Source organism: Allopontixanthobacter sediminis, from assembly GCF_009828115.1.
GTDB classification, from domain to species: domain Bacteria; phylum Pseudomonadota; class Alphaproteobacteria; order Sphingomonadales; family Sphingomonadaceae; genus Allopontixanthobacter; species Allopontixanthobacter sediminis.
This window is the reverse complement of record NZ_WTYL01000002.1, coordinates 463,014-477,207: the sequence shown is the minus strand read 5'-3', so window position 1 is coordinate 477,207 and position 14,194 is coordinate 463,014. Positions and strand designations below refer to the sequence as shown.

General features: G+C 57.6%; 10 protein-coding genes. All 10 read left to right on the top strand.

Annotated features, from left to right (window positions below; translation table 11 throughout):
• Positions 1-32: 32 nt before the first annotated feature.
• Positions 33-2,099 carry a GumC family protein gene (locus tag GRI65_RS08010; protein WP_269816301.1) on the top strand — a complete coding sequence of 689 codons (2,067 nt, stop codon included), beginning with the start codon at positions 33-35 and terminating at the stop codon, positions 2,097-2,099.
• 26 nt (positions 2,100-2,125) lie between these two features.
• A complete protein-coding gene (locus GRI65_RS08005) occupies positions 2,126-3,427 on the top strand; it encodes a hypothetical protein (RefSeq protein WP_160756001.1) in 1,302 nt (433 codons plus the stop codon).
• A gap of 162 nt (positions 3,428-3,589) precedes the next feature.
• Positions 3,590-4,825 (top strand): lipid II flippase MurJ, encoded by a 1,236-nt coding sequence (locus tag GRI65_RS08000; RefSeq protein ID WP_160756000.1) that lies wholly within the window; start codon positions 3,590-3,592, stop codon positions 4,823-4,825.
• Positions 4,818-5,966, top strand: a complete 1,149-nt coding sequence (locus GRI65_RS07995; RefSeq protein ID WP_160755999.1) for a glycosyltransferase — start codon at positions 4,818-4,820, stop codon at positions 5,964-5,966. Before GRI65_RS08000 ends, GRI65_RS07995 begins: the two co-directional genes overlap by 8 nt.
• A 49-nt stretch (positions 5,967-6,015) precedes the next feature.
• Positions 6,016-7,239, top strand: a complete 1,224-nt coding sequence (locus GRI65_RS07990) for a hypothetical protein (protein ID WP_160755998.1) — start codon at positions 6,016-6,018, stop codon at positions 7,237-7,239.
• On the top strand, positions 7,236-8,393 hold the full coding sequence (locus GRI65_RS07985) for a glycosyltransferase (protein ID WP_269816300.1): 1,158 nt from the start codon (positions 7,236-7,238) through the stop codon (positions 8,391-8,393). Before GRI65_RS07990 ends, GRI65_RS07985 begins: the two co-directional genes overlap by 4 nt.
• Positions 8,394-10,379: an asparagine synthase (glutamine-hydrolyzing) gene (gene asnB, locus GRI65_RS07980; RefSeq protein ID WP_232844000.1), complete on the top strand. Its 1,986-nt coding sequence runs from the start codon at positions 8,394-8,396 to the stop codon at positions 10,377-10,379. It begins immediately after the preceding gene.
• The gene (locus GRI65_RS07975) at positions 10,376-11,512 is read left to right on the top strand and encodes a glycosyltransferase family 4 protein (protein ID WP_160755996.1); all 1,137 of its coding nucleotides are present in this window, start codon (positions 10,376-10,378) and stop codon (positions 11,510-11,512) included. The genes asnB and GRI65_RS07975 overlap by 4 nt, the downstream gene beginning before the upstream one ends.
• A 103-nt stretch (positions 11,513-11,615) precedes the next feature.
• Positions 11,616-12,935 (top strand): exopolysaccharide biosynthesis polyprenyl glycosylphosphotransferase, encoded by a 1,320-nt coding sequence (locus GRI65_RS07970; RefSeq protein ID WP_160755995.1) that lies wholly within the window; start codon positions 11,616-11,618, stop codon positions 12,933-12,935.
• Positions 12,936-12,981: 46 nt separating this feature from the next.
• On the top strand, positions 12,982-14,187 hold the full coding sequence (locus tag GRI65_RS07965; protein ID WP_160755994.1) for a hypothetical protein: 1,206 nt from the start codon (positions 12,982-12,984) through the stop codon (positions 14,185-14,187).
• Positions 14,188-14,194: the final 7 nt, after the last annotated feature.

Here is a 14,194-nt window from a genome sequence, read left to right as displayed (position 1 = left end):
TCCCCCTTGTCCTGCAGTACCTTCGCATCGCCTTGCGATGGAAGTGGCATATAGCTGCGGTTGTGGCCGCCGCCGTGGGTTTGGCGACGATCCTGACCTTGCTTGCTCAGCCGCAGTTCACCGCGACGACACGGATCGAAATTGCGCGCGCTAGCGCACGCATCGTGAATGTCGATGCTGTCGAGCCGGAGGGTGCGGCAGTCGATCAGGAATTCTATCAGACACAATATGGCTTGCTCGGCTCCGCTTCTTTGGCTGGGCGGGTGATGCGCAAGTTGCGGCTGGCCGATAATGAAGGGTTCATTGCCGACATGGGCCTTGAATCGGTGATCGAGGAAAAGGGCAATGACCGGGCTGCCCGCGAAGCGGAAGTCGTCAAGGCGTTGGTAAAGAACGTGTCGATTTCACCAATTCGACTGTCGCGGCTGGTGGACATCAGCTTCACCGGACCCGATCCGGTTTTGGCGGCCCGAATAAGCAACAGCTGGGCTGAAGCGTTCATCGAATCGAATATCGAGCGCCGATTCGAGTCGACTGCGTTCGCGCGCGACTTCCTGGAGAAGCGTCTTGATGACGTCAGGCAGAGACTCGAGGAATCCGAACGCCAATTGGTGGGCTATGCTTCCCAACAGGCGATTATCAATCTTCCGGGCGCGACCAGCGAAAATGGCGATCTTGGCCGTGATCGGTCGCTCGTTTCCGAGAACCTCGCGTTTCTGAACAACGAACTGGCAGAAGCGACCGCAGCGCGTATTTCTGCCGAAGCACGGGTTCGTTCGGCGAGGGGAGGGTCTTCTTCGGAAGCTTTGACTAATATCGCAATTTCCGGGATGCGCGAAAAGCTGGCGGAAGTTGAATCCGAGTATTCACGCTTGTTGACCGAGTTCTCGCCCGAGTACCCCGCGGCCAAATCGCTTGCCGCACAGGCCGAACGCCTGCGCACCAGCATCGCTTTGGAGGAAAACCGCATCGGCAGCTCGATTTCTAATGATCTGGCAGCGGCAGCGGCCCGGGAGCGGAGCCTTGATGCGCGCGTCGAGAATCTCAAGGACCAGTTTCTCGACCAGCGCCGCCGCGGAATTCAATACAATATATTCCAGCGTGAAGTTGATACCAACCGCCAGCTTTATGACGGCTTGCTGCAACGCTATAAGGAAATTGGCGCTGCCGCAGGTATTGGCAGCAACAACGTGTCGATCGTGGACGAGGCCAAGGTGCCCGACAGGCCATCGTCGCCCAGGCCCGCATTGAACCTGGCCCTGGCGCTCATTGCCGGTCTCGGTCTTGGTGTCATCATTGCGCTGATCCGCGACCAGCTCGACGAATCGATCTCCGACCCGGGTGAAGTCGAGGGCCGTATCGGACTACCTCTTCTTGGTGTTGTTCCGGCCGTGTCAGCTGACCGCATTGACGAAATCCGTGATCCGAAATCAGGGTTGGCGGAGGCCTACCTGTCTATCGAGACCAATCTTGGATTTGTGACCGACCACGGGGTTCCGCGCTCCTTGATGGTTACATCCACGCGCCCGGCAGAAGGCAAATCGACAACCTCCTTCGCGCTCGCTGCATGGATCGCACGCCGCGGCTCGCGGACACTTCTCATCGACGCAGATCTCCGTTCGCCCTCGATGCATGAATACCTTGGCGCGCAGAACGAAGGCGGGCTGAGCAATTACCTTTCGGGGTCGGATGATCTCGACTCCCTGATCCAGAGGGACCTGTCGGATCGGTTCGATTTTCTCTCGACCGGGCCGAGCCCGCCGAATGCCGCAGATCTCTTGCGCGGTGATCGACTGAAAAAACTCCTGGCGATCCTGGCAGACAGATATGACAACGTCGTCATCGATGCGCCGCCAGTAATGGGGCTCGCCGATGCCCCGATCATCGCCAGCAACGTGGAAGCGACAGTTTTTGTACTTGAAGCACAAGGCATCAAGACCCGTCTGGCCGAACGTGCGATTGAACGGTTGCGTTCTTCGCACGCTAACATCATCGGCGCCATCTTGACCAAGTTCAACGCCAAGGCCTCCCAGTCCGGTTACGATTATGGATACGGATATGGGTACGGCGTCCGTTACGGCGAGCAGGAAAAGGTTTGAGCGAAGAAACGGTAAAGGATTGAATTATGGCCGCTGCAGAATTCAAGCCAATCATACCGGGCTCGACCTTCATACGGATCGCCCTGCTCTCGGCGGCGGTCGTTATCTTGACGTACCTGGTGCTCGCACAGGCCACGGCACACGTGATGCGTTCGACCCGCGGGGCTGCGGAAGTACCGGGGTTCGTATTTGACGCCACTGCAAAGGCCAACAGGGCAGCGGTAATTCTAGCCCTTGCCACGCAGGATGGCGGCAAGCCCGATCCGAACACTCTGAGCCGGGTCGAAAACATGGCGCAGTCCGCGCTCGGCCGCGATCTTCTGGTGCCGGCCGCCTGGCGGACCCTGGCAGCTGCAGATGAGGCGAAAGGCTCGAGCGAGGATAATGTCCTCCCGTATTACGAGGCATCGTCTCAGATATCCCGCCGTGACCTGCCCACTCAGGCTTGGCTGCTTCGCTATTATTTGAAGCGGGGCGATACTGCAAAGGGGTTTCGACAACTCGATCTGGCGATGCGACGCTCATCCGCCGGAAGGGAATTGGCGTTGCCCCTGCTCGCTCGCAGCGTCGGCGACAGCACTCTGCACACGTTCCTCGCAAATGCATTTGCCGCCGATGTTCCGTGGAGAAGCGAGTTTTTCCTGCAATTGACCCGCACGCCCCCGTCCGAAGAGGACTTCCTGAAATATTGGCCGACGGTTTCCGATCAGACCATCAAGGAAGAAAAAGAGGTAATGCTCACGGTTGCGGCAGGCTTGGTCCAGCAGGGGCTGTATCGTGCAGCACGCGAGATTATACTCCGGACGGCACCCACCGACGAGATGCTCGCTAACGGCAATTTCGAACAGCCGAACAATGCTCCGCCGTTCGACTGGGAAATGCAGTCCACCAACAGTTACGAAGCTGTGCAAGGCGCCTATGCCGACGAGGTTGAAGGCGAGAACGGGGCTTTCATCCGCCTTGAGGCCGGCACTGAAGCGCAGGTGATGCGGCAAATCCTGTTTCTTTACCCTGGCCAATATTCTTTGGAAGCCTTGTCGGGACCAGATCGGGACGGGGTCCTTGAATCTTTGTCTTTAAGAGTAAATTGCGGTGCGACCAAAGGAGCGATGGGCCGGCCGGTGGGAGAGATGCAATTGGCGCTCGGCAGGACACCGCGGCGAACCAAGAGCGCCTTCACCGTGCCAGACGAATGCCCAGCCCAATGGTTAACTGTCTTTGCCCGGGGCGCCCAAGGCGCCGGGGACCAGGGAGCATGGATTGACTCGGTAAAAATAGTGCGGACGTCTGGCGGGGGGGAGAGGATCAATGCAGCCGAGACGAATTAGGCTGCACCCAGGCGCTCTGACAGGGTTGTTTGTCGCCAGCACCTTTCCGGGCTGGCGGCGATCGCGGCAGCCGTGAAACAGTCAACAATTTTAAATAGCGCGCTGCGTACCTTCGCTTTTGTAATCATCGCAAAAATCCTGATTGCACTGCGAGAGATCGCATTGGCGGCCGAATATGGCGCGGGCAAGATCATCGATGCCTATAATGTCGCGCTGACGGTCAGTACCTGGCTACCGATCATGTTTGCCGCCGCTGCGGGTGCTGCGCTGGTCCCCGAACTTGTACGGGCGCGGACAAGTTCTTCCGGCGATGCCACCGATAGCCGCTTCGTGAGCGAACTCAATGCAGCGATAACCCTGATGGCGGCAACGATGTGTGCGATCACGGTGCTTGCGGCCGCAGCAGCGCCCTTGTTTCTAACCGAAACGTCGGACGGCTCGCTGGCTTTAATTCGCAGAATGATGCTTGCGCTAGCTCCGTTCTCGGGCGCCACACTTGTGTTTTACTACCTGAGCATGCGCTTGCAGTCTGCAGGCAGCTTTTCCTACACGATCATCGAAGCGGTACCGGCACTCCTGCTCTCGGTCCTGATTTATTTCGCATCGGACCCCGAAGGGTTTGCGACCCTGGCTGGCGGAACGATTGTCGGTGGCTTCATCCAGGTCGCCGCGCTCCTGGCGATGCTTAGCTGGATCGGTGCGCGCGGGGCAGGGTTCTCTTTCCATTTTTCCAGCCCGCGCTGGCGGCTGGTACTTGGAGGGATCGGTGCAATGGCGATAGGGCAGGTCGTGCTGTCTGCGTCACTACCGATTGACCAATATTACGCGGTCCAGACGGGTGAAGGAACTGCCGCCGTGCTGGGATACGCCAACCGCCTGATCGGTATCGGCACGAGTGTCGGGACACTTGTCCTTGCCCGTGCGCTTCTACCCGCCCTTGCGGGACTTGCGCGGAGCGATCCGGCGGAGGGGTGGCGACAGGCAAAACTGTGGGCGGCCGCCTCGTTCGGGATTGGTGCGTGCGGGCTGGCGATCGGATGGCCGCTCGCCGAGTGGGTTACCCGAACGGTTTTCGAACGGGGAGCGTTCGGACCCGAGGAAACTCGCCAGGTGGCGCAACTTCTCCGCTTGGGTATGCTCCAATTGCCATTCTATTTCGGAGGCGTGGCATGTGTTCAATGGCTTGCAGTAAATGGCCGGTTCAAAACAGTTGCCGCCATTGCCTGTGCAACACTTGCCGCCAAGATGGCAATTCTCATCCCCGCTTGGCCTGCGCTGGGGGCTGAAGGTATTGTGCTGTCAACTACGGGAATGTATGTCTTTGCGTTCTCAGCTCAAATAGTCGCATTCTTTGTAGCTGCCCGCCCCCAGGACACTGAAAGGTCGCCACATGACTGAGGATGGACCGCGTTATGCGGGGCGCCGCCTGTCAATTTTTCTGCCGTCGCTGGAGGGCGGCGGTGCCGAGCAGGTCATGACCAGCCTTGCCAACGGTTTCGCTGAGCGAGGCGTTGACGTGACTCTATGTCTCGCGCGGGCGTCAGGTCCATACCTGTCCGAACTGGATCAAAGGGTGAATGTTAAGCCGCTCGGCATTAGCGGCGTCGCGAAAGCGTTCCCGGGGCTGCTCCGTCATCTTTTGAAGGACAAGCCGGAGACCTTGATGGCGGCCATGCGCCATACCAATCTGGTCGCCGCAGCTGCGCATTTTTTTGCTCGCAGCCGGACACGACTAATATTGAATGAACGATCGGCCGTGGAAGCACAGTTTGAGGCTTTTCGGGGCACCCTCGGCCGGCTGATGTTACGGGTAACACCGCTCTTGTACCAGCGTGCGGACCTCGTGATCGCGCCAGCGGCGGCAATGGCAAAAGCCTTGCGCAAATTTCTGGCAATGCCAGCGAACCGTTTCAAGGTCATTCGAAACCCGGTTATGGATCCCAATGTCCTGAAGCTTTCCCAAGCCAGGTGGTCCTTGGGCGAGCGCATTGCCGCAGGCGGGAAGCAAATCATCCTGTGCGCCGGGCGGCTGGTGCCGGTCAAAGACTATGCGGTGATGATCGAAGCCTTTGCGCCGGTCGGGCGCGAGGGTGCCGCGCATCTGGTCATCCTCGGGGAAGGACCCGAACGTGCAAACCTGGAACAACTGGTTCGAGACCTTGGTCTTGAAGACTGCGTCCACTTGCCGGGCTTCGTGAAAAATCCTTATTCCGCGATGGCAAAATGTGATTTGTTTGTATCGAGCTCCCAGTTCGAAGGCCTTCCGAATGCACTGATCCAGGCGCTGGGGTGCGGTGCGCGGGTTATTAGTACCGATTGCGAAACCGGACCATACGAAATCCTCGAGGGTGGGCGATGGGGAACTCTGGTTCCGGTAGGCGATGTGCCCGCGCTCGAAACGGCAATACGCGCTGCGCTTAACGCGAAAGACTGGCCTGACGGTCGATTGCGCGCAGCCTATTACGACCGGGAGCGCGTTATCGATGATTATCTGAGCGCGATCTTCCCGAACGAGCCGACGGTGTTATCCGGTGACTGACAATTATCTCGTATTTGCCGCGCTTTCGCTCGTGGGATTTGTATACTTTGTGTTCATTCGCAAAGTGTTCGACTTCGTGTCGGTCGCCTTTATCGGCCAATTGATCTATTTTTCGCCGGGCTTCTACGGTTATGTCGCGAACCCTTACGCGCCGGGAGTATTGCCGTCGATACCACTGGTCGACCAGGTGTATACTGTTTGGCAGCTATGCCTCGGTTCGACACTGCTTACCGGCCTGTTGTACCGCCCGAAGCCAGCCCCCATTCCCGCGTTGCGGACCACTCTCCCATTCGACCTGACCGCCATTGCCTTGATTGCCGCATCATTTGGCTACTTACTCTTCTTCACGGGCGAAGAACTGCTCAGTAGTGACAAAAACGAAGTGCTCGGAAATATCGACCGGGTATTTCTACTGTTTGCCAGCGTATGTCAGATCGCAATGATCTGCTTCCTGGTTCAGGCGAAGTGGCTGCGATCGCTGGTGCCTGCATTGGGGCTGGCTTATTTGCTGTACGCAGGATTTCGTGCCGAATTCGCCATTTCACTAATCGCGGTGGCCGCGTATATCGCCCGCAGGGAAGGCATCTTCGTATTTTTGAGGTTCCGCTATCTGATGCCGGGCTTGGCAGCGGCAGCTTTGCTGGTCGCATACAAGCCATTTCTGACGGCTTATCGTCTCGGCAACTGGCAGGTCCTGGATTCGCTTCAGATGAGCGATAATTTTTTCGAAACGATGATCCTCCAGTTCGAACCGTTTCTCTCGCAGGCGGTCCTCAACGAAGTTCTGTCCCGCAACTTCCAGGTGGCCCCTGGATCATTGTTCGATGCGCTTGTGGCATCGGTGCCATTTCTCGCTCCGCTGCTCGGACTGAGGCCTGAAGATGCTGCTTTCAATCATCAGGATTTCCTGTTCCCGAACATCGCGTACGGTATAACGGGTACACCGCAATCGCAGTTCTTTGCAGCAATGGGCTGGGTCGGGTTGTTGATTTTCCTGATCGCCAAGAACTTTTTCCTGGTTCTGGCGTCGCGCGGACTGGCCAGCTCCAAGCCAGCGATTCAGCTGTTCTGCCTCGCTTTCGGAGCGTTTCTCGCGTTCTACATCCAGCGTAATGACCTTGCGAATGCGCTGACTCTGATCAACCGAATGCTCATAGCAGTCTTTGTCTGTTGGCTGGGAGCCTGGATACTTACCGCGGGCAAGCGGCCTGAGCCGAGGCAGGTTGACGAGCCTGATGATGCGCCGACCAGAACAGATGTAGTTCCGTCATGACGCAGCCTGCGCGGCCTACGGTCCTGCATATCATCACCGGTCTGGGAACGGGAGGCGCGGAGCGGATGCTGGCCCAGATTGTATCCCGTGGAGATCGATTCGTCCACGAGGTTATCGTGCTGGCAGATCGCGGCCCAGTTGGAGCGCAGCTCGCCGCAGAAGGGCATCGAGTGACTGCCATTGGTGCTGCGACACGACTGAACGGTATTCTGGCCATCCCGCGAGTTTGGCGGGAAGTCAGGCGGCGTGCGCCGGACGCAGTCCAGAGCTGGCTGGTTCATGCCAACCTAGTCAGCGCGGTCGTAACGCCGCGACGGGTAAAGCTGCTTTGGAGCGTGCGCCATTCTCTCGACGGTTTCCATCGCGAGAACCGTTTGACCCGGTTTGCTGTCGCGCTCGGTGCGAAGCTGGCGCGGCGGCCCCAATCGATCATATATAATTCTGGCGTTGCGGCCGATCATCATGAAGCAATTGGCTACCCCCGAGACCGCAGGATGGTAATTCCGAACGGATTCGCTCTGGTTGCCGATGATGTGGTCGCCGAAAGCCGGACAAGCACTCGCGCGGCCTTGGGCGTGGGCGATCGAGACGTGCTGGTCGGGATGGTCGGGCGTGTACATCCGATCAAGAACCACGAGGGCTTCCTGGAGGCATGCACCATGCTGGCTGGAAACTTCCCTGCGATGCGCATCGTCCTGATTGGCAAGGGTACCGAACCTGAAGGGGCGCTCGCGCAGAAATATTCCCACCGTCTGGACGGAAAAGTATTGTGGCTTGGCGAACGCAGTGACGTACTGGCCCTGACAAGCGCATTGGATATCGCATGCAACACCTCATACGGTGAAGCGTTTTCCAATGTCGTGGGCGAAGCGATGAGTTATGGGGTGCCATGCGTGGTTACCGATGTTGGCGAGTCGGCAGCCCTGCTTGGAGAAAGTGGCTGGGTCGTTCCGTCGCCCGATCCAAAAGACATTGAATTATCGCTGCAACAGGCGTTGTCGATGTCTCCCGGAGGCCGCCGGCAACTGGGAGCACTTGCTCGGCAACGTATCGCCAAGCATTTTTCGATAGAGGCTATAGTTCGGCAGTACGAGGATCACTATGCCTCGTTGTTTGTTCAATCGGCCAAGAGCAACATTTTGAACTGGTTATAAATGATGTGCGGTTTTGTGGGATTTTTAAGGCCAAGCGGCCTTTCTGCCGACGCCGAGGCGCTGACCGCGTCGATGGCTGCGCGCATACGTCATCGGGGGCCGGACGATTACGGCTACTGGGGTGATGCGGAAGCTGGCATCGCGTTCGGGCACCGACGTCTGTCCATCATCGATCTTTCGCAAGCCGGGCACCAGCCGATGCTCTCGGCATCGGGGCGCTTTGTTATCGCCTATAATGGCGAGATCTACAATTTCCAGGAGCTCCGCGCGGAACTGGAGGCAGTTGGCGCCGCCCCGGCTTGGAGGGGGCATTCCGATACGGAAGTGCTACTTGCGGCTATCGACCATTGGGGCATCGCCGCAACTCTTCCCAGGTTGAACGGTATGTTTGCGTTTGCCCTGTGGGACCGCAAGCTCCGACGATTGGTGCTTGCGCGAGACCGCATCGGCGAAAAGCCGCTTTATTACGGCAAGGCCGGCAACGATCTGCTTTTCGGTTCGGAACTGAAGGCGCTCAGCGTATATCCATCGTTCGAACGCAAGGTGTCGCATGATGCGCTTCACCTGTTCCTGCGCCACAATTACATACCCGGACCGATGAGTATCTGGGACGGCATTGCCAAGCTGGAACCCGGGCATTGGCTGGATTGGGCGCCCGGCGAGGATCTGGTCAGCCAGCCATACTGGTCGATGGCTGACATGGTCGCTTCCGCGAAAGCGAACCCGATCACCGACCTCAGTCGGGCGAGCGAGGATCTGGAGGAATTGCTGGCCGATGCCATCAGAATCCGGATGGAGGCCGATGTTCCTCTTGGTGCATTCCTTTCCGGCGGGATCGATTCCAGCCTGATCGTAGCGCTCATGCAGTCGCAGTCCCGTCGGCCGGTAAAGACTTTTACCATCGGCTATAGCGAAAAAGGTTATGACGAGGCCCCCTACGCCCGCAAGATCGCGCAGCACCTCGGCACCGATCATCACGAAATGTATATCTCTCCCGATGACGGGCTGAAGGCGATTTCCCGCCTGGCGTCGGTGTGGGACGAGCCATTTTCGGATTCGTCGCAAATTCCCACGCTGCTGGTGTCCGAATTGACGCGGCAACACGTGACTGTAAGTCTCTCGGGTGACGCGGGTGACGAAATCTTTGGTGGCTATCATCGCTATTTCATAGGCATGCAGATCTGGGGATTAAGCTCTGCGCTGCCATACCCTTTGCGAAACGGAATGGCCCGACTGGCGAATAGCCGGATCGCGGGGCATTTGATGAACGGGCTTTCAGCCGTTGCGCCGCCGTTGCGCAAACGGTTGCTCGCTGACCGATTGCCGAAGGTTGCCGCGATCCTCTCGGAACGCAGCGAGATGTCCTTTTATCGCAACTTGGTGTCGCATCACACCATGCCGCAAGACATTCTGGTCGACCAGGCGATTCCTTCCAAGAACGCTTTCGATGCGGATCTGCCGTTCACGGATTTCCGCGAAACGATGATGTATCTCGATACTCTCACCTATTTGCCGGATGATATCCTGACAAAGGTCGATCGGGCCAGTATGGCGGCTAGCCTCGAAAGCCGGGTGCCATTTCTCGACCCGCGGGTCATGGAGTTCGCCTGGCGCTTGCCCATGAAAGCCAAGATCTCGGGTGGCGTAGGAAAACGCATATTGCGGGAGATACTTTACCGCCATGTCCCGAAAGAACTGATCGAGCGCCCAAAAATGGGCTTCGCGGTACCGATTGACCATTGGCTGCGCCACGAACTGAGGGATTGGGCCGAAGCGCTGCTCGACGAAAAGCGGTTGCGCGAAGAAGGCTTCTTCAAGCCTGAGGTTGTCCGCAAGATGTGGGATGAGCACCAGTCGGGCCAGTACCGCAGACATTACCTGCTGTGGGACATCCTTATGTTCCAGACGTGGATGGATGAGCACGGCCGCGCGCCGACAGCCGCCCCGTCGGCTCTTCAATGGGACGGAATGCGGGCCCGGGCATGATACGAGCCGCGCGGACTATTGCGATCGTCGCCAATGGCGCGTTCTCGATCATCAATTTCCGGGGAGAGCTTATTAGCGACATGGTCGGGCGGGGTGCCCGGGTTTTCGCGCTGGCCCCCGATTTTGATGAGGAATTGCGCCGCAAGGTCCGCGAACTAGGCGCTGAACCGGTTGATATCGAACTTGATCGGATGGGCATGCGGCCGGTCGCCGATGTGATCAATACATTCAAATTGCGCCGAAAACTTCGGACCTTGGCTCCCGACATAGTGTTCAGCTACTTTTTGAAGCCGGTCGTCTTCGGAACTTTGGCAGCGTGGCTAGCAGGCGTGCCGCGACGATATGCGCTCGTAGCAGGATTGGGCTATGTTTTTATCGAGCCTTCCGATGGCCTGACCGCCAAGCGCCGGCTCTTGCGGCGGGTGGTGATGGGCTTATGCAAATTATCGTTCAGTCGATGTCACGCCGTCTTTTTTCAAAACGCACAGGACTTGTCGCATTTCGTCGACGCCGGGGTGCTCGGTACCGACCGCGCCATCCTCACCGATGGGACGGGGGTCAATCTCGACCATTTCGTTCAATCGCCGTTGCCTGAAGGAGCCCCTCGGCTGCTCTTCGTCGGCCGGTTGTTGCGCGAAAAGGGTATTCGGGAATTTGTCGACGCTGCCATAATCACCAAACAGACACGACCAGACTGCGAATTTGTCGTCGCTGGAGATGCCGACCCAAACCCAGGAGGAATCGGGCTTGCCGAGATCGAACAGCTCCGCGCGCTTGGAGTGTGCTCCTTTCTCGGGCACGTCGATGATATCCGGATCGAAATCGAGAGATGTACCATTTTCGTTTTGCCCTCGTACCGTGAAGGTATGCCCAGAAGCACACAGGAGGCTTTGGCGATGGGGCGCCCAATCATCACCACCGATGCCGTGGGGTGCAGGGAAACAGTGATTGCAGGGGGCAACGGTTGGCTCGTCCCGGTCGGAGATGCACCGGCGTTGGCAGACGCCATGATAGCCGCCGTCTCTGCACCCCGAAAACTTGAGGCAATGGCTCAGGCAAGCCGTGCCTTGGCCGAGAACAGATTCAACGTGAGAACCATCAATGCCAAGTTACTGGATGCCATGGGCGTTTAGCTCTGCATCATACCGGCTTCGCGTTTTGCAGGGGTAACGCTTGCTTGGTTGCGCTTGGGAACTAAACGGTCGAAACAAGTTTGTGAGACCAAAAGGAATAATAATGGAATCGCCCACGTCCGGCGGAAGCAGTACGGTTTTAAGCGGTATTTCCCCCAAGCAGATGCGTAGCGGGCGGCGTCCTGCAAGCATGTTGCGGGTTCAGCTGGCGTGCGGGTTCCTGCTGGCGATCCTGCCTTCACTCCTGTTTACCGGCGGTGATGTCGGCTTCATGGTTTCGGACCCGAACGCCTTTACGACTGTTCTGCTGTCTTTGTTTGCGTTTGGCTTAGCGCTGCTGATGTTCCGGCGCGTCGAAGTGTTTCCGGGGGTGGGCGTGATGGGCAACCTGTTGCCGACAATCGCCATCGTTTTCACCGTGACTATGGCCGCAATCTTGTTTTTCAGGCTCGACTACGGTCGGTTCTCCTTGGGAGCCAGTTTTGCCGCTTTGGCGATATTCCTTTTTGCTCTCGGCTGGTTTGGTCGCAAAGCCATCGATCATGCCTATTACCTGGTGCCTTCTCAATCGACGCGGCAGCTGGCCGCAGTGCCTGGCGCGACCTGGGTCGTACTCGACAGTCCAGGCACCAAGATACCCCGGGATGCGGCCATCATCGCTGATTTGAGGCTGGATCATAGCCATGTCTGGGAGCGGGAAATCGCGGATTTCGTCCTCCAAGGCTATAAGGTGTTCCACATAAAGCAGGTTCAGGAGATGATATCCGGCAGAGTCCAGATTGAACATTTGTCGGAGAACAGCTTGGGTTCGCTCGCCCCTTCGGAAAGCTACTCTTCGTTGAAGCGGGCAGGCGATATCGTTTTTGCGATCGCTGCGTTGCCGATCTTGCTACCGCTATTCGTTATCGTTGCCATCGCGATTAAGCTCGACAGCCCGGGACCCAGCTTTTTCCGACAGATCCGCGTCGGCTATCGCGGCAAGCCGTTTTCCGTGCTCAAATTTCGCACCATGCGATTGGTAGAAAACGACGGGAAGACCGGCCGCGAATCGGCGAAAACGAAAGTTGACGATCACCGCATCACAAAACTCGGCCGCTTTTTGCGGAATACAAGGATCGACGAACTCCCGCAGGTTTGGAATGTACTCCGCGGTGAAATGAGCTGGATCGGTCCGCGCCCGGAAGCTGAGGCCCTGTCGGTCTGGTATTCGGCTGAACTGCCGTATTACAGTTACCGGCATGTTGTTCGACCAGGCATTACCGGATGGGCGCAGGTAAATCAGGGCCATGTCACGGAATTGGACGAGGTGCTCGATAAGTTGCACTACGATTTCTATTACATAAAGCATTTCGGACTGTGGATCGATGTAACGATCCTTTTCCGCACGATCCTGACTGTAATCCTTGGCTCCGGCGCTCGATGAGTCGAGCGTTGCTCCCGGTTAATCGCGCACTCCTAATACTACAGTGATGGCATCGACCTTTCCAATTACCCGCCGAAATATGCTGATCATGGGAGGGGTCGTTGCGGGAGCCAGTCTGTCGGCTTTTCATGGTGCGGCCGCTGAGCCCTTCGTCGACGCAGGACAATTCCGGACCCAGCGTTCGTCTGACCGGGACGTTCTCAGGAAGGCGATAGAGCAATGGGTACGAAACGGCACCGGTGTCCTGCGGTTGGAACGTGGCTGCACTTACGATCTCGGGATCGTCACCGATCGACCGAGTCTGTTTGAGATTTCGGGCCTGCGTAATGCCGTTCTTGACGGGAATGGTGCGATCATCCGAGCTCGTAGCGCCAAGGGCAACGTTTGGAACCTGTTGTCCTTTTCCAACGCCGCGAACCTTGACATCATCAATCTGACTGCCAGCGACAGTGCATATGTTGATGAGGCTTGGGGTATGAAGATGATCGTTCTTCAGCCTGGGGGCGGCGGCACACATTCTGTTGGATTAGCGAACATTCTTGCCGTTCGTGCGCTCGCAATGGTCTGGGCACAGGGTCCGGTTCAGAACCGGGTTCGCGGCATCAACTTCGGTGTGAATTGCCGGGCCCGTCATTGCTATTATGCACTGGGATGCGAAAATCAGGGAGACGAGGTGCATGGCGTAATCGACAGCGTAAATTGTCGACGCGCATACATCGCCTATGGTGTTGAAGGTCACGATCTGGAGATCAACATTCACCATGATGGGCTGCAGGTTGCGGCGGGCGCGCAATCCGCAGTGCTGGTCAAATCTTATGGCCGGGCAACCAGAAATGTTACGCTGAGGCTCGGTTTTACCGGCAGTCTTCCGTATTATGCGCAAATGAAAAACGACCGATTGAGCGGAGCCTGTGTAACCATCGAACACCAGAGCGCGGACGGCGAACCTAGCTCGATCGACGGCATCGACATTGACGTGAATATTGCCGATGGCATCGAAGATCCGTTCGGCGCCTATCTCGCGGCTATTACCAGCATCGGCCGCGATGGGAGTGTCGAGCGCGTTACCCGAAATTCATGGTCGCGGATTACGATACGCGGGCGAACAGGGAAGCTGCGAAGAATCAATACGCCGAGCGCACCCGAAACGCCGTTCACCTTGAAAATTCTGGGCGACGCGGACCGGATTATCGCTACTGCGGCGCATCGGAATATCAACATTGACCGAGCGCCCGTAAAATCTTTGAGATAAAATTGAA

Bases quoted from the DNA above. Each gene is read 5' to 3' on its own strand.
- GRI65_RS08005 (WP_160756001.1), top strand. From the start codon at position 2,126: ATGGCCGCTGCAGAATTCAAGCCAATCATACCGGGCTCGACCTTCATA.
- GRI65_RS07995 (WP_160755999.1), top strand. From the start codon at position 4,818: ATGACTGAGGATGGACCGCGTTATGCGGGGCGCCGCCTGTCAATTTTT.
- GRI65_RS07985 (WP_269816300.1), top strand. From the start codon at position 7,236: ATGACGCAGCCTGCGCGGCCTACGGTCCTGCATATCATCACCGGTCTG.
- asnB (WP_232844000.1), top strand. From the start codon at position 8,394: ATGATGTGCGGTTTTGTGGGATTTTTAAGGCCAAGCGGCCTTTCTGCC.
- GRI65_RS07975 (WP_160755996.1), top strand. From the start codon at position 10,376: ATGATACGAGCCGCGCGGACTATTGCGATCGTCGCCAATGGCGCGTTC.
- GRI65_RS07970 (WP_160755995.1), top strand. From the start codon at position 11,616: ATGGAATCGCCCACGTCCGGCGGAAGCAGTACGGTTTTAAGCGGTATT.
- GRI65_RS07965 (WP_160755994.1), top strand. From the start codon at position 12,982: ATGGCATCGACCTTTCCAATTACCCGCCGAAATATGCTGATCATGGGA.